At 30.9% G+C, this 14030-nt stretch carries 21 protein-coding genes; 11 read left to right on the forward strand and 10 right to left on the reverse strand.

Features of this window, described 5'->3' with window-relative positions:
• The first annotated feature begins 18 nt into the window (after positions 1-18).
• Positions 19-1383, forward strand: a complete 1365-nt coding sequence (gene rimO, locus HA152_RS00550) for a 30S ribosomal protein S12 methylthiotransferase RimO (protein ID WP_209132471.1) — start codon at positions 19-21, stop codon at positions 1381-1383.
• 2 nt (positions 1384-1385) lie between these two features.
• Here the strand turns inward: rimO and petL are convergent, their stop codons facing one another.
• The 5 genes from petL to HA152_RS00575 all read right to left on the reverse strand — a co-directional run bounded on the left by petL (position 1386) and on the right by HA152_RS00575 (position 4736).
• A complete protein-coding gene (gene petL / locus HA152_RS00555; RefSeq protein ID WP_209132472.1) occupies positions 1386-1478 on the reverse strand; it encodes a cytochrome b6-f complex subunit PetL in 93 nt (30 codons plus the stop codon).
• A 64-nt stretch (positions 1479-1542) separates the two neighbouring features.
• On the reverse strand, positions 1543-1929 hold the full coding sequence (locus tag HA152_RS00560; RefSeq protein WP_209132473.1) for a DUF4346 domain-containing protein: 387 nt from the start codon (positions 1927-1929) through the stop codon (positions 1543-1545).
• 61 nt (positions 1930-1990) lie between these two features.
• Entirely contained in the window at positions 1991-3145 is a 1155-nt protein-coding gene (locus HA152_RS00565) for a GNAT family N-acetyltransferase (protein WP_209132474.1), read from the reverse strand.
• A gap of 17 nt (positions 3146-3162) precedes the next feature.
• Positions 3163-3813: a dihydrofolate reductase family protein gene (locus HA152_RS00570; RefSeq protein WP_209132475.1), complete on the reverse strand. Its 651-nt coding sequence runs from the start codon at positions 3811-3813 to the stop codon at positions 3163-3165.
• On the reverse strand, positions 3810-4736 hold the full coding sequence (locus tag HA152_RS00575; RefSeq protein WP_079336683.1) for a 6-pyruvoyl trahydropterin synthase family protein: 927 nt from the start codon (positions 4734-4736) through the stop codon (positions 3810-3812). The genes HA152_RS00570 and HA152_RS00575 overlap by 4 nt, the downstream gene beginning before the upstream one ends.
• A gap of 50 nt (positions 4737-4786) precedes the next feature.
• Here HA152_RS00575 and HA152_RS00580 point away from each other — a divergent pair, with 50 nt between their 5' ends.
• Positions 4787-5344 carry a shikimate kinase gene (locus HA152_RS00580; protein WP_209132476.1) on the forward strand — a complete coding sequence of 186 codons (558 nt, stop codon included), beginning with the start codon at positions 4787-4789 and terminating at the stop codon, positions 5342-5344.
• On the opposite strand, the gene HA152_RS00585 is transcribed toward HA152_RS00580, so the two are convergent.
• Positions 5341-5598: a chlororespiratory reduction protein 7 gene (locus HA152_RS00585; RefSeq protein WP_011375677.1), complete on the reverse strand. Its 258-nt coding sequence runs from the start codon at positions 5596-5598 to the stop codon at positions 5341-5343. The two genes, HA152_RS00580 and HA152_RS00585, sit on opposite strands and share 4 nt — an antisense overlap.
• A gap of 1 nt (position 5599) precedes the next feature.
• On the opposite strand from HA152_RS00585, the gene HA152_RS00590 reads away from it, so the two are divergent.
• Complete coding sequence (locus tag HA152_RS00590; protein ID WP_209132477.1) at positions 5600-6307, forward strand: DUF6816 family protein; 708 nt, start codon at positions 5600-5602, stop codon at positions 6305-6307.
• Here the strand turns inward: HA152_RS00590 and HA152_RS00595 are convergent.
• Entirely contained in the window at positions 6294-7019 is a 726-nt protein-coding gene (locus HA152_RS00595; protein ID WP_209132478.1) for a glutathione S-transferase family protein, read from the reverse strand. The genes HA152_RS00590 and HA152_RS00595 overlap by 14 nt on opposite strands.
• A gap of 54 nt (positions 7020-7073) precedes the next feature.
• Here HA152_RS00595 and HA152_RS00600 point away from each other — a divergent pair, with 54 nt between their 5' ends.
• From HA152_RS00600 to HA152_RS00610, 3 genes are read left to right on the forward strand one after another with little or no spacing between them, the layout of a single operon-like run.
• Positions 7074-7283: a DUF751 family protein gene (locus HA152_RS00600; RefSeq protein ID WP_002806502.1), complete on the forward strand. Its 210-nt coding sequence runs from the start codon at positions 7074-7076 to the stop codon at positions 7281-7283.
• Complete coding sequence (gene rbfA, locus HA152_RS00605; protein ID WP_209132479.1) at positions 7283-7675, forward strand: 30S ribosome-binding factor RbfA; 393 nt, start codon at positions 7283-7285, stop codon at positions 7673-7675. The genes HA152_RS00600 and rbfA overlap by 1 nt, the downstream gene beginning before the upstream one ends.
• Positions 7662-8459: a uroporphyrinogen-III synthase gene (locus tag HA152_RS00610; RefSeq protein WP_209133289.1), complete on the forward strand. Its 798-nt coding sequence runs from the start codon at positions 7662-7664 to the stop codon at positions 8457-8459. Before rbfA ends, HA152_RS00610 begins: the two co-directional genes overlap by 14 nt.
• Here HA152_RS00610 and HA152_RS00615 read toward each other — a convergent pair.
• Both HA152_RS00615 and zds read right to left on the reverse strand, forming a co-directional pair.
• Positions 8452-8922, reverse strand: coding sequence for an SRPBCC family protein (locus HA152_RS00615; RefSeq protein ID WP_209132480.1), 471 nt, complete (start codon positions 8920-8922; stop codon positions 8452-8454). The two genes, HA152_RS00610 and HA152_RS00615, sit on opposite strands and share 8 nt — an antisense overlap.
• A 3-nt stretch (positions 8923-8925) precedes the next feature.
• Positions 8926-10380 carry a 9,9'-di-cis-zeta-carotene desaturase gene (gene zds, locus HA152_RS00620; RefSeq protein ID WP_209132481.1) on the reverse strand — a complete coding sequence of 485 codons (1455 nt, stop codon included), beginning with the start codon at positions 10378-10380 and terminating at the stop codon, positions 8926-8928.
• 99 nt (positions 10381-10479) lie between these two features.
• Between zds and HA152_RS00625 the strand changes: the two genes are divergently transcribed.
• The 4 genes from HA152_RS00625 to HA152_RS00640 are packed head-to-tail and all read left to right on the forward strand — an operon-like array spanning position 10480 to position 12772.
• Entirely contained in the window at positions 10480-10872 is a 393-nt protein-coding gene (locus tag HA152_RS00625) for a HesB/IscA family protein (protein WP_209132485.1), read from the forward strand.
• A 6-nt stretch (positions 10873-10878) separates the two neighbouring features.
• Positions 10879-11307, forward strand: a complete 429-nt coding sequence (locus tag HA152_RS00630) for a tetratricopeptide repeat protein (RefSeq protein ID WP_209132487.1) — start codon at positions 10879-10881, stop codon at positions 11305-11307.
• Positions 11308-12510 (forward strand): lipid-A-disaccharide synthase-related protein, encoded by a 1203-nt coding sequence (locus HA152_RS00635; protein ID WP_209132489.1) that lies wholly within the window; start codon positions 11308-11310, stop codon positions 12508-12510.
• Positions 12503-12772: a hypothetical protein gene (locus HA152_RS00640; protein WP_209132491.1), complete on the forward strand. Its 270-nt coding sequence runs from the start codon at positions 12503-12505 to the stop codon at positions 12770-12772. The genes HA152_RS00635 and HA152_RS00640 overlap by 8 nt, the downstream gene beginning before the upstream one ends.
• Here the strand turns inward: HA152_RS00640 and HA152_RS00645 are convergent.
• Positions 12723-13649 (reverse strand): TIGR01777 family oxidoreductase, encoded by a 927-nt coding sequence (locus HA152_RS00645; protein WP_209132493.1) that lies wholly within the window; start codon positions 13647-13649, stop codon positions 12723-12725. The two genes, HA152_RS00640 and HA152_RS00645, sit on opposite strands and share 50 nt — an antisense overlap.
• 136 nt (positions 13650-13785) lie before the next feature.
• Here HA152_RS00645 and HA152_RS00650 point away from each other — a divergent pair, with 136 nt between their 5' ends.
• Entirely contained in the window at positions 13786-14022 is a 237-nt protein-coding gene (locus HA152_RS00650; RefSeq protein WP_209132495.1) for an NAD(P)H-quinone oxidoreductase subunit O, read from the forward strand.
• Positions 14023-14030 lie beyond the last annotated feature (8 nt).

Consider the following 14030-nt stretch of genomic DNA (forward strand, 5'->3'; position numbering starts at 1 on the left):
ATTCTTATTTTTCAACTTGTGAAACAAAATAGTCTCAATGTAAAAGAAAAAAAACTATCTAAGATTGCATTCAGTCATGTTGGTTGTGAGAAAAATCTTGTTGATACTGAACATATGCAGGGCTTATTAGATAAAGAGGGTTATCAAGTTGACAGCAATATAAATGATGCAAATGTTGTTGTTGTAAATACTTGCAGTTTTATTGAAACAGCTAGAGAAGAATCTATTAGAAAAATTCTAGAATATACAAACCAAGGAAAGGAAGTAATAGTTGCAGGCTGTATGGCTCAGCATTTTAAAGATGAGCTTATAAAAGAAATACCTGAAATAAAAGGTTTGGTTGGAACCGGAGATTATCAAAAGATAGCCAAGGTCTTAGACAGAGTAGAAAAAGGGGAAATCGTTAATGAAGTTTCAAAAATACCGGAATTTATTGCAGATGAGGAAATGCCTCGTTTTGTAGATAAAAATAAATTTGTTGCTTATCTTCGCATTGCTGAAGGCTGCAACTATAATTGCGCTTTTTGTATTATTCCTAAGTTGAGAGGTCCTCAAAGAAGTAGAACGATAGAATCTATTGTTTCAGAAGCCAAAAGTCTTGCAAAAAAGGGTATTCAAGAAATCATATTAATTAGTCAAATAACAACTAATTATGGTCAAGATATTTATGGAAAACCATCATTAGCCAAACTTTTGAATGAGCTTTCTAAAGTTCCAATTCCTTGGATAAGGATACATTATGCTTATCCAACAGGTTTAACTGATGAAGTTATTAGAGCTTTCAAAGATTCAAAGAATATAGTTCCTTACTTTGATTTGCCACTTCAGCATAGTCATCCAGATGTGTTGAAGAGTATGAATAGACCTTGGCAAGCGTCTTTGAATGAATCAATTTTGGAGAAAATTAGAGAAGAAATTCCATCTGCTGTATTAAGAACTAGTCTTATTGTTGGTTTCCCAGGAGAAAAAAAAGAACATTTTGAACATCTTCTCGAATTTTTGGATAGGCACAAATTTGATCATGTTGGAGTTTTTATTTTTTCTCCTGAGGAAGGAACTGCAGCTTTTCATCTGCCAAATAAAGTATCTCCAGAGGTTGCAGAGGCAAGAAAAGATAATGTTATTTCAGTTCAACAAAATATCTCTAAAGGAAAAAATCAGACATATGTTGGTTCAAAAATGAAGATTTTGGTAGAACAAATATCTGATAATAACGAATTAATTGGTCGGTCCTACAATTTCGCGCCTGAAATTGACGGTACTGTAATTTTATCTGTTAAGGAGAAAATTGATTTGAAAAATTATATTGGGAAATTTGTTGAAGCAAATATTTCTTTTGCTGATGAATATGATTTATATGGAGAGACTATTAAAATTTTTTAGTTTTATATTAATTTAACTGCTCTTAATAGCTTATCTAATGCGAAAGCAGCTCCCAAACCAAAACCAATAAATGCAAAATAGAAAATGATGTTCATTAATTTTTTTATTTTTATTTAATTTAACATCAGATGAAAAGATTAGATTTTTTCGTTTAATTTCTTAATCTTGGATATATGGTAATTTTTTGTATAAACATTCTTCTGCTTTTTGTAGTTCCCGGCCTAAATATAGAGCATGATCGAATCTTGTTATTAAGTCATTTCTTTCTTCAGTGATCAATATTCCAAGTTGTTTCGCACTAATTCCTTCAAAAACTTCATTACAAACTCTTTTATTTTGAGAGTCGCATTTGATTGGCTCATTTGTTTCTGGGTCAAGCGCATATCCGTCATCATTAATATTATTTAGAAAGTGCTCTAAAATTATTTTATTTTCTTCTAAATCTACCTTTATAATGAAATAACCGTTTGGATCTAAGTCTATATATCGGTTGGATAGATTATTATCAATCTTTTTTTTTTCATCTAAACTTTGACTTGAATCCATTTTGGGAATTTAATTTCTAACTATATTACTAATATAATCTTTGGTAAAGCCGAATAATTTTTTATTTAAAGGGTATAGATTTATTTTCAAAATCAATCTCCATCTCGGTTTGTTTGTTAACTTCATTTAGCCAAGGACTAATTATATTTTCCATATTTTTGTCAAACCACTTATGCAAGCTAATTGTGCTTTTTGCAAAAAAACCCCTCCGTCTTTTATGTTTACCACCCGCTCCAGGATCAAACAAATGGATACTATTTTTTATTGCCCATTCAATTGGCTGGTAATAGCATAATTCAAAATGTAAATTAGATATTTCTTCTTGACTACCCCAATATCTACCCCATAAGTTGTTTTGATTTTTAACGCACATCGACATGGCAAAAATTTCATTTGAATCATGTTTTGATGCACTAAAAAGTAAAAGATTTTTTTTATTATCAACCAGTGTTTCGAAAAATGTAGATGTTAGATATTTACTTCCCCAAACTCCCCACCTCGAGCAATGCTGTTCATAAAAATTATGCATTTTTTTTAGGATTTCTTGGTTGATATTATCTTCATTAAAAATTTCTACTTTAATATGTTGTTTAGTAATTGATTTCCTCTCTTTTTTTATATTTTTTCTCTGATTAGAGTTAAATCTAGAAAGAAAATCATTAAATGTTTTTTCTCCATTACTTCTCCATTCACTGCTGGAATTTATCCATTCATGGTATCCCAAAGATTTAAGATGGTTGCCCCAGCTTTCATTAATATATAAAAAATTACAACTTAGAATTTTGTTTGTAATCGCAAAGCTTTCAATGTGGTTTATAAGTAAATTTGTAATTTCGTTCTTGTCTTTATTTTTTTTATAAAGAAATTGATATCCATTTACAGGACTATAAGGACTCATTCCAATTAATTTAGGGTAATAATTTAAATTCAGCTCTTGAGCCAATCTTGCAAATGATTGGTCAAAAATGAATTCTCCATAGCTATGATTTTTTAAAAAAAGTGGGGCAATTCCTAATATCTCTTCATTTTTAACAGCAACAAAATATAGTGGCTGCCAACCAGTTTCTCTTGAAACACTTTTTGATATCTCAAGGTTTTTAAGCCAAGTCCATTCATAAAATGGATTATTAATTTCATTTGCTAATTCATTCCATATCTCCTTGGAGATTTCCTTAATTGATAATTTGACTTCAACTTTATGTATTGGTTGGTTCATTTATTATTGAATCTATTTTAAATTTTTTTGTAATGAATATGGATTTCATTATTCATTAAATTTTTAATTGATTTTATTTCCCATAGTCTTTCGAGATTAAAAATCGCATTTGTTTTTTCTGGAGGGATCCATGTATATCTACCTCCAATAATTCGTGGAATTATTGTAATTTTTATATCTGTTATTAGATCCTCTTTTATAAATGAATTTATGAGTTTTGCACCTCCTAAAAGAGCTAAATCATTTATCCCTTGTTTTTTGAGTGAAATTAAAGTTTTTTCCCATGAATCTTCGAAAAAGAGTTCTTTCTCGAATGCATTATTCGACGAATTATCAACTTTACTTGAGCTTATTAGCCATCTTCTAATTGGTTGACGAAAGTATTTCCAATTACCGTTAAATTTTTTGCTATTTGAAGCAACTATAGAAATTGGTTGGCTTTTTGATATATTTACTTCGTTATTATCATTTAGATTTTTAACTAGGTAAGTTGATTGATGAGCTATTAAAGTACCTAAACCAAAAATGGTGGCGTCAACCATTGATAAGTTTTGATTTAATATTTTTTTATCTTCATTACTTCCAAGATGTGATTCTCCACCTCGAGGAAATGCAATTCTCCCATCAAGACTTGATGCTATAACAATTATTACTCTTGGGATACTCAAGTTTGCGTTACTAAACTATTTTCAAATTGCAACTTCAATGAATTGGTTAACTTTTGATCAACATAAATTTCTGCAGCATTATTTGGACTCTCTTGGAGTCTTATTTTGTGTAATGTTGCACCAAGTTGATGTATTGGTTTTTTAAGAATATCAGAAATATATAAAGCTATATTTTCAGCAGTTGGAACACAATTATGGAAAAATTCTATGTCTTTATTAAGAAAAGTATGATCTAATTGTTCAACAACTAAATCGTTAATTATCTCTTGGAGGGCAGATAAGTCGCAAACCATTCCTGTTCTTTTATCAATGTCTCCTTTTACAGTTATATCGACAAGATAGTTATGACCATGTCCATTAACTCTGGCACATTTTCCATAGATTTTTTTATTTTCATCAAAGGATATCTCTTCTTTTGCAAGTCTATGAGCTGCTGCAAAATGAGTTTGTACTGTTAAAAATGCTTCCATGTTTTTTCCAAAATAATCTGCCCATAAATTTGGGTTTTCATAAAGTCTTAGACTTGTAAGAGGTAAATCATCCTTCAGACGATGCCAAATGACCTTTACTAATGCTTCAGTTGTGGGAAGTATACCCTCTTGATTATCAACATTAAATTCAGGCCAGACATCATTTAAAAAACGAAAATCTAGTTGTCCAGTAACCTTATCTTTAATGGAGTGTTTTACATCAGAAAGATTAAGTACCATTCCATCAGAGTCTAGTTCTCCACCCATTGAAACAATAAGTTCATAATTATGACCATGTCCTGGTGCAATACTGCACTTTCCAAAAAGAGATAAATTTTCTTCTGGGCTTTTTTCAGGAAGCCAATAACGGTGACTAGAACTAAAGCAGGCACGTCGAGTTATGACGCATTCACGTCCTTTTCCATGTAATGGTTTGGATTGTGTAGAAGTCATACCTGTCTGCGATAATACTATCTTAAGGTTTTAAATACGCTTTTGTCTTTATGGAACAATCCATTATCGAAAAAACAGTTCATACGATTAAGGGCAGAAGCATATTTTTAATAGGAATGATGGGTTCTGGCAAGTCACAAACTGGTTTGAAGCTGGCTGAATTATTGAAGTATAAATACATTGATTTAGATTCATTAATAGAGAAGTTGGCAAAAAAATCTATCAATCAAATTTTTAATGATGAAGGAGAAGATAATTTCCGTGAATTAGAAGCAAACTGCCTTAAAGAAACTATCAAAATTCCTTCATTAGTAATCTCAACTGGGGGAGGAATAGTTACCAAATCGGAAAACTGGGGAATCTTAAGACAGGGAATAATTGCTTGGATAGATCTCGACAAAGATATAGCAATTGAAAGATTGAAAAATGAGATTAAAAATAGGCCACTTCTTCAGGGAAAGAATCTAAATGATCTGTATATGAACATTTTTCAATCTAGAGAAAATTTGTATTCTCAAGCTGATCTAAGAATTCAAGTAAAAAAAGAAAATATTGAAGAAGTTGCTATGAAAATAATTAATGCAATTCATAAAGAAATAATTAGTTAATCTGGTTCAATTCTTACTGCAAACCATTTGATAACGTATCCTAATTTTATTTCTAATTCATAAGTGCTTTCCAATAATTCTTCAAAAAATTCCTGATCAGGATCTTCTATATTTTGATATATTGTTTGTGTTTCTGTCTTACTAAGCCAATTCTTTAACCATAAAATTGCTTCTTGCTTTGATACAATTTTTTCTTTTGAATCTGGCTCTAACAATACATAATGATCTGATGCTCTTATTAGTGGATTTGACATAATGAAAATTCTTCTTGGATTAATTCTTTGCTTGATTTTTCAAGGAATTTTTTTAGAAAGTTCTTTTGCTCTAGTAGATTCTAACGTACGAGAGTTTTTGGAAAATCGTGTAAATCAATGGCCAGAATTATATTTGCCAAATTTTAAATTATCGGATACTTCTAGGGATTTAATTTATCCTAAATGGTTCGAGGGGAATTGGCTTGTTACTTCTCAAGATATAGTTAATGATTCAGAAGAGCCAGTTATTTATAAAGTAAATTTCTTTAAGAATGATTCAGATTTAATTGTTGGTAATCGTGCAAAAAATTCTGAATCTATTGGAAAAGCAATTTTTGGTGAAACCTTAATAAAGGTTGTAAATGATCCTCAATCTATTAATAATCAAATTACTTATTTAAAAGATGATTTTTATATTGATTCAAGAATTACAGGGAGAAATCAGATCCAAGATGATGATATTTTTTTCGCAGATGAGCTAGTTATACAAACAGCACATAAGCCAGGTGCTTCAAGGATGAATCAGGTAGAGACCATTAGTAAATTCCAAAAATGTTCCGAAGAAATATTGGAAGTTGATAATCCAATCAAACCATCAATTTGTGGAGTGCAATATGTTGCTTCTTATGGTTCAAAAGTTGGTGATCCTTCTATTCATGCTATAAAAACAAATAAATATAAATTGAAGTTTCAATTTATTGAGAGTTAGCACTAAAAAGATATTCTTCTAAGTTGTTCCTCCAAATGAAAAGATTTTCTAAATAAGGGTTGTTTATGTATTCTTGGCTTCCCTCTCCTGAAAGAATTGGTCCTGCAGACTTTGGAAACTTAAGAAGTGATAATTGAGCAGCAATTGAAATATCTGCGATTGATAAACTATCTCCAACTAAATATTTCTTGTTGATCAAGGATTTTGATAAAGCTTCCAGTAATTTTTGGAGTTCTAAATTATCTTTAGAAGACAAAACTACATTAGAAATTTTACTAAGATTTTTAAAAGGTAATTTATCAACAATACTTTTAACTGAAGAAGGTATTTCATCTGGAAGTAATGCAGTTCTTAGCTGTGGATTTTCTATTGCAGATTTTATTAAAGCTTTTCTACAAGTTGTAGCCATTGTAGTATCTGCCCAGTCTTCAATTAGTTTGCATTGTGCAAATAATATTGGATCCTCCGGAAAGAGTGGATTGTTTTCATTTTTTTTATCTAAATATTCGCAAATAGTTGAAGAGTCATTAATAACTTGATCATTACTATCGACTATTACAGGTACTTGTTTTTGACCTGATAATTTAAAGATTTCAAATTGGCCTATGCCAGGTGTTACTTCTTCAACTCGATATTGTAGTCTTTTTGCATGAAGAGCCATTCTTGTTTTTAAACAAAAAGCACTATGCCTAAATTGATATAATGTAATCATGCTGTTTAATGTTTGTTAAAACTTAGCTAAAAAAGTAATCTATTTGTGGAGCTGATGGGCGAATTTTTCTCTAATGTTGCGAGATATCCAAAGTATTTGATATCTATCATTGTTGGGGGACTTGTTGCATTGCTTGAACCTTTATTCAAGAATAGATCAAATCCACTCACAATAGTTGGTTTGATATCTTCTGTCTTAAGTGCTTTCATAACTGTTTATTTTGTCTTGCAAGCGATGACAAACCCAATAAATTTACAACCATAATGCCAAATAATTACCGTCTTGCAAAAGTTTCTTCTCTTTTGAAGAAAGAAATAACCCTTATTTTGCAGAATGATTTAGAAAATGATCTTATTAGGGATCATTTCGTCAATATTTCTAAGATTGATTTATCAGGTGATTTGCAACACTGTAAAATTTATATAACTTCAACTGCTGAAGAGAAAGTAAGGAAAGAGATTGTGGAAAACTTGAATACTGCTAAAAGCTCTATAAGGCATAGTTTAGGAAAAAGAATTGAGATGAGAAGAGTTCCAGAGATAAATTTTAAAGACGATGTTGTTCTTGATAAAGGATTATCAGTCTTGAAACTTCTCGATGAATTAAAAAATAAAAATCAAAATAATAATGTTGAGGAAAAGGATGCCAAAAGTTGATCTACCCCTTGATCAAAGAAATATAATTATTACTCGATCAAAAGAAGGGATATTGGATATAAAAAAGATTTTCACAAGCAAGGGCGCTAATGTATTTGATTTGCCTGCAATAAGTATTGGTGATCCTGATGATTTGAATCCTCTTGACGAAGCATTAAATCAAATAAATGATTTTCATTGGATTATTTTTTCCAGTAGTAATGGGATCAAATTTGTGGATAAAAGACTTAGATACTTTAATAGTTCATTAAAAGAATGTTCTAAAAAAACAAAAATCGCCGTAGTCGGAGAAAAAACCTCAAAAACTCTTGATGATTTTGGGATTAAGGCTGATTTTATACCTCCAGAATTTGTTGCTGAAAGTTTAATTGATAATTTCCCAGTATCTGGTTATGGACTTCGAGTTTTTGTACCAAGAGTTCAGACAGGTGGTAGGGATCTAATTGCAGATCAATTTAGAAAGGCTGGCGCTCGTGTATTTGAGGTTGCTGCATATGAAACTAGATGTCCTGACTCAATTCCAGAAGAAACAATTGATATTATTTCTAATCGAAAAGTAGATGCAATTATTTTCTCAAGCGGTAAAACCGTAGTAAATGCTGCTTTTTTACTAGAAAAAAAACTTGGTAAACAATGGTTAGATTATTTTGATCAGATTAAGTTGTTATCTATTGGACCTCAGACAACAAAAATATGTAACAAGATTTTTGGAAGAGTTGATAGTCAGGCACAAAAATATACCTTTGAAGGACTGCTAGATCTGGCAATTAATATTTTTAGTTAGAAAAATTTTTTGAATAGTTCTTTTCAACTAAATCTTTGAACCTATCAATATTGGCCTGTAATTCGTTTGTTACCATTTTGCCTAAGATATTTTCTTCCATAAACCGTGCAATCATTTTAGGTAGCTCATAAGTTATTGCTAAATTTACCGTTGTGATTTGATCAGTTTTACTTTCGAAAACTACTGATCCCTCAGTTGGTAAACCTCCTATTGATTTCCATTTAAGTTTACTTTTTTCAACCCTTTCTGTAATTTGAGCTTTCCATTTAAATCTAAAGCCATTTGCAGCTAAAGTCCATTCTGTTAAATCTGGTAACGTATTAGTTTCTTCGTCAACTGTTTTTACAGATTCAATCCAGCTCATCCAAAGTGACATTGAGTCTAAATCGCTCCATGTGTCCCATACATTTTCAAGAGGCGCATTAACAACTGTTATTACGTCATGTTTTAGCCAAGTACCCATTAATTAACTTACTGCAAGATTTTTTGCTAATTCGGCTTTCTTCTCTAAAATTGCCGCGGCAGCTAAATGACCACTCATTGTAGCTCCCTCCATAGAGTCTATGTAATCTTGTTTTGTATAACTACCAGCCATGAAGAAATTAGATATAGATGTTTTTTGATCGGGTCTGAAAGGTTCCATACCGGGAGCTTCTCTATAGAGTGATTGTGGAATTTGTACCACGTTACTCCAAAGCAATTTAAGGTTTTTTGAGGATGGGAATAGACGGCGAACCTCTTTATCAATTTCTTTTGTAATTCTTTCTGTAGATCTTCCCATCCATCTATCGCCAGGAGTTAAAACACATTGGAGAAGAGATCCCATATCTTTTTTTCTATAGTCTGCTGGACTTGCTAATGCTAAATCAGCAAAACAACTGAAAGAGGCATCAGCAGAATAAAGAAGGTTATCTAGTCCAATTGGTTCGTTTCCAGTATTATCTTTTTGTAATTCAGTAACCCAACCGTCATATCTTAATTGGATTGTGGCAACAGCTACAGCTCTAAGTTTTTTTAAACCTTCAAATTCTTTAAATTGATACCATTCTTTTGGAATTATTTTTTTTATTCCAGGAACATCACAGGCAGCTAGAAATTTATCTGCAAACACTGCCTTAATCCCTTCAGGAGAAGATATTTTTAATTGATTTACTGAATAAGAGGATGATTCCTTTTCATAGATGATTTCTTCTACCTTATGGTTAAGATGTATTGTTGCTCCTTTGTTTGTGATGTAGTCGACGATGGGTTGCGTTAACCACTTATGTGGGGAACCTTTTAAAAGATTAAGTTTTGAGGCTTCAGTTTTTGAAGCAAACATCATGAATATAGTTAGCATGCATCTTGCTGAAATATCTTTGCAATTAATAAAACCTAATGCATATGCGATAGGATCCCACATTCTTTCTAAACTTTTTTCACTTCCACCATGGTTTAAAAACCATTCTTTAAAACTAATTCTATCTAGATCTCTAATTATTTTCATTGCGCCTTCATAGTCTATCAATCCTCTAACGATTGGACTTGTCCCTAAAGCCAAGGCATTTCTGAATTTATCTACCCAAGTAAGTTGTTCGGTGGTAAAAAAAGCTTTAAGTCCGTTAAATGGAGCACCTAAAGGGAATCTAAAGTCTAACGATTTTAAATTACCACCATTATTGATAAATAGATGAGTATGATCTTTCGGGAGTAAATTGTCTAGAGCTCCCACTTTTTTCATTAATTTAAAAAGATTTGCGTAATTGTAAAAAAATACATGTAAACCCATTTCTATGTGGTTGCCATCCTTATCTTCCCAACTTCCTACTTTACCTCCCCAAAATGACCTGCTCTCGTAAATTTCTACTTCGTGGCCTTCATCAACTAAATTGACTGCTGCTGTAAGACCAGCTAATCCAGAACCAACTATTGCAATTTTCACTTTTTTCTTAAAATTATAACAAATCAAGTTTGGATAACGTTTGTTCTATGCATCCTATCGATTAAGTTTTTATATTATAAATAGTAAAAATCCCTTTTTATGGAAAATGTAGAAGTTAAACAGGAAGTTAAAAATTCTGATGATGGCAAAGGTATCTTAATTACGAATGATGCTATAGAACAAATTTCAAATTTATTGAAGGGCCAAAGTGATAAAAAAGCACTAAGGGTAGGAGTAAGATCAGGTGGCTGTAGTGGGATGAGTTACACGATGGATTTCATAGGAACTAATGAAATAAATCCCGATGATAAAGTTTATGATTATTCATTAAAAGCTGATCAAAACTTTCAAGTAGTTTGTGATCCTAAAAGTCTGTTATATATTTATGGAATGCAATTAGATTTTAGTAAGGAATTAATTGGAGGTGGCTTTAATTTTGTAAATCCCAATGCTTCGCAAACTTGCGGTTGTGGAAGCTCCTTTGCAGTTTAATAAATAATGAATAACGAAATTAATCCCATCGAAGAGGATTTTAATGCAGCTTTATCAAGATATAAAGCAGGGCATGATTTAATTCCAATCGTTCAAGATTTTCAAAAAATTATACAGCAAATTCCAAATCATTTTGCTGCCTGGACTTGTTTATCATGGCTTCAATTACTTTTGAAAAATAATGAAGAAGCTTTGTCAGCTGCCAGACAAGCTGTTCGATTAAATCAGCAAGATCCACAAGCAAGAATGAATTTGTCTTTAGCTCTTTTGGCTACCAATAATAAAGGTGTTAGGGATCATATTGAGTTAATAAAAAAAATGTCCATGATGATGCCAGATGTGAAAAGTGAGTTGAAAGAATCTGTTGAAGACGGATTAAGTAGATATCCAGATTGGCCTGAGTTAACCAAAGTAAAACAATGGTTGGATTTTTAATTGTTTAAGATTTTAATTTTAAGTAATGGGCATGGAGAAGATCTATCTGGCAGTCTGATAGCTAAACAATTCGTAAAAAGTGGTTATTCTGTTCATGCTTTGCCAATTGTTGGTAAGGGAAACCATTACGAAAAAGAAAAAATTAAGATTATCGGTAAAACTAAGGAATTTAGAACTGGAGGAATTGGTTATAATTCTTTTAAGGGAAGACTTACTGAGATATTTGGAGGAGAAATATTTTATCTTCTAAAAAGATTATATTTAACTTTTAAAATAAGAAAAAAATATGATTATTTCTTTATAGTTGGAGATATTGTGCCAGTTTTTTTTGCATGGGTTTGTAAGAAAGATTTTTTTACATATCTAGTTGCTTATTCCAGCCATTATGAAGGTAAGTTGAAATTACCATGGCCTTCTAAATTTTTCTTGCTCTCACAAAAAGCAAAAAAAATATATACAAGAGATTCCCTTACAGCTAGTGATTTAACATTGCAACTAAAAAAGAAAGTGTCTTTTTTAGGCAACCCATTTATGGATAAGTTTTTTCCTAGAAACAAAGAATTAAATAAAGATCAATTTAGTATTGGATTATTTCCAGGAAGTAGATTCCCTGAGATTTTAGATAATTTTGTTTTGATTTTAGAGGTATTAGAGGCATTGTCAGATTTAAGATATTTTCAAAAAATTCAGTTTAATTTTGCGATAGTTAATTCTCTATCTTCATCAAAAATAAAGGAGATATTTCAAAAAAGAGGATGGTTAAGAATTGAAAATATAAAAGATAATAATCTCTTGAAATTCCAATATAAATTTTTAGAAGTGAATATATATTGGAATAATTTTGACAAAATATTATTGAAAAGTAGATGCTGTATCAGCATGGCAGGAACAGCAGCAGAGCAAGCGATTGGATTAGGAAAACCGGTTATTCAGATTGAAGGTAAAGGTCCACAATTTACAAAAACTTTTGCAGAAGCTCAAAGACGTTTGCTTGGAAAATATGTTTTTTGTGCCAGTAAATATAAAGACAAAAATGATCAAATCAATCAGTCAATTAAATTGATCATAAAAATAATATACCTAATACAGCTAAATAAGAAGTTTATGATCTCATGTGATGAAAATGCTAAAAAAAGACTAGGTGAAAACAAAGCTTGTCTTAAAATGGTTGATGATATGAATATTGTTATGAAAAATGACTAAGGAGAATAATCAAAATCAGTTAAAACAAGTTATCGATAATTTGTTATTAATAAATTTATTTATAGTCATTTTTTTTGCAATATTTTTTATTTTTGCAATCATCATGCAATTTAATGGGATATTTATTTTTATTAATTTTATTCAGATAGTTTGGAATCCTCTTGTAGTTCCATTGATAACAATTCTTATTATTGGTGCTTTAGTAAACGGTATTAATTCTTGGTGGAGGCGTAAATTGCTTTCTCAAGAAGAGGATATTTAAAATTATAATTTTTGATTTTACTGCTAATTACTTTTTGTCCTTCTAAAACAACTTTCGCTCCATCCCCTAACAATATTTTTAAAACCGCTCCAGGCACTGGAAGTAAATTAGGTCTATTAAGACATTTGCCTAAAGTCTGAGAAAATTCTCTCATTAATACTGGATTTGGTGCAACAGCATTAAATACTCCCGAATACTTTTTATCAACTAATGCTTGAATAATTAATGCACATAAATCAGTTCTATGAATCCAACTCATCCATTGCTTACCATCTCCAATTGGGCCACCCAATCCAACTTTAAATATAGGGAGCATTTTTCCTAATGCTCCTCCGTCTTTCTCTAGAACAATTCCAATTCTAAAAATAACTAACCTTGAGAAAAATGGTTTTTCAGCGGCGACCGTTTCCCATTTCTTGCAAAGATTAGATAGAAAGTCTTTTCCTCCAGGACTATTTTCAGTAAATTCACCAGACAAACTTGTACCGTAATAACCTATAGCTGATCCATTTATAATGACTTTTGGATTTATTTTTAAATTTTTAAGGGTCTTCATCATGAATTTGGTGGTGTTAATACGACTATTTTCAATTTCCTTTTTTTGTTCAGAAGTCCATTTTTTTTCTGCTATGGGTTCTCCCATCAAGTTAATAATTCCATCTGTTTCTCTTAAAATGTTAAGAAGATTTTCGTTATTCCAGTTTTTTTCTTTTGATAAATCTATTTGAAAAAATTTAAACTTATTGAAATCTAAATCAAGCTTTAATTTACTAATGGGTTTTCTACTTACAATGTATATTTCGTGATTTTCAGTGAGTAGTGTTGGCACTAATTCTTTACCAACAAATCCAGTGCAGCCAAGTAGTAAAAGACGCATATCTTATAGATGTTTATCATTTAAGGCTATTAAATTTTTTTGAAGTTTGTAATTCTTATTACCGTATAAATTTTTTTCAATAGTTTTCAAACAAGTTTTTGTATAATAGATTTCAAATAACTTTCTTGAATTTATCATGACAGATTCTATTCCAAAGAAACCTCTCAAGAAAGGATGCTTAGTTTTTGTCGATAGAGAAAATTATAAAAAAAGTATTGAAGCGCTAGCCAGTGATGATGATCTACCTAATTATGTCTTTGAAGGTCCTGGAGAGATTCTTTCAGTCAAAGACGAATATGCTCAGGTTCGATGGCGCAGACCTGTTCCAGATGTTTGGTTTAAATTAGATCAACTTAAAGAATATACTCAATAAAATTTTTA

The sequence above is a fragment of the Prochlorococcus marinus XMU1412 genome, assembly GCF_017696315.1.
Lineage (GTDB): Bacteria > Cyanobacteriota > Cyanobacteriia > PCC-6307 > Cyanobiaceae > Prochlorococcus_A > Prochlorococcus_A marinus_AF.

Excerpts from the sequence above, each read along its gene's own strand:
- petL (WP_209132472.1), bottom strand. The coding sequence starts at position 1,478 with ATGAACATCATTTTCTATTTTGCATTTATTGGTTTTGGTTTGGGAGCT.
- HA152_RS00560 (WP_209132473.1), bottom strand. The coding sequence starts at position 1,929 with ATGGATTCAAGTCAAAGTTTAGATGAAAAAAAAAAGATTGATAATAAT.
- HA152_RS00565 (WP_209132474.1), bottom strand. The coding sequence starts at position 3,145 with ATGAACCAACCAATACATAAAGTTGAAGTCAAATTATCAATTAAGGAA.
- HA152_RS00575 (WP_079336683.1), bottom strand. The coding sequence starts at position 4,736 with ATGACTTCTACACAATCCAAACCATTACATGGAAAAGGACGTGAATGC.
- HA152_RS00580 (WP_209132476.1), top strand. The coding sequence starts at position 4,787 with ATGGAACAATCCATTATCGAAAAAACAGTTCATACGATTAAGGGCAGA.
- HA152_RS00585 (WP_011375677.1), bottom strand. The coding sequence starts at position 5,598 with ATGTCAAATCCACTAATAAGAGCATCAGATCATTATGTATTGTTAGAG.
- HA152_RS00590 (WP_209132477.1), top strand. The coding sequence starts at position 5,600 with ATGAAAATTCTTCTTGGATTAATTCTTTGCTTGATTTTTCAAGGAATT.
- HA152_RS00595 (WP_209132478.1), bottom strand. The coding sequence starts at position 7,019 with ATGATTACATTATATCAATTTAGGCATAGTGCTTTTTGTTTAAAAACA.
- HA152_RS00600 (WP_002806502.1), top strand. The coding sequence starts at position 7,074 with ATGGGCGAATTTTTCTCTAATGTTGCGAGATATCCAAAGTATTTGATA.
- rbfA (WP_209132479.1), top strand. The coding sequence starts at position 7,283 with ATGCCAAATAATTACCGTCTTGCAAAAGTTTCTTCTCTTTTGAAGAAA.
- HA152_RS00610 (WP_209133289.1), top strand. The coding sequence starts at position 7,662 with ATGCCAAAAGTTGATCTACCCCTTGATCAAAGAAATATAATTATTACT.
- HA152_RS00615 (WP_209132480.1), bottom strand. The coding sequence starts at position 8,922 with ATGGGTACTTGGCTAAAACATGACGTAATAACAGTTGTTAATGCGCCT.
- HA152_RS00625 (WP_209132485.1), top strand. The coding sequence starts at position 10,480 with ATGGAAAATGTAGAAGTTAAACAGGAAGTTAAAAATTCTGATGATGGC.
- HA152_RS00630 (WP_209132487.1), top strand. The coding sequence starts at position 10,879 with ATGAATAACGAAATTAATCCCATCGAAGAGGATTTTAATGCAGCTTTA.
- HA152_RS00640 (WP_209132491.1), top strand. The coding sequence starts at position 12,503 with ATGACTAAGGAGAATAATCAAAATCAGTTAAAACAAGTTATCGATAAT.
- HA152_RS00645 (WP_209132493.1), bottom strand. The coding sequence starts at position 13,649 with ATGCGTCTTTTACTACTTGGCTGCACTGGATTTGTTGGTAAAGAATTA.
- HA152_RS00650 (WP_209132495.1), top strand. The coding sequence starts at position 13,786 with ATGACAGATTCTATTCCAAAGAAACCTCTCAAGAAAGGATGCTTAGTT.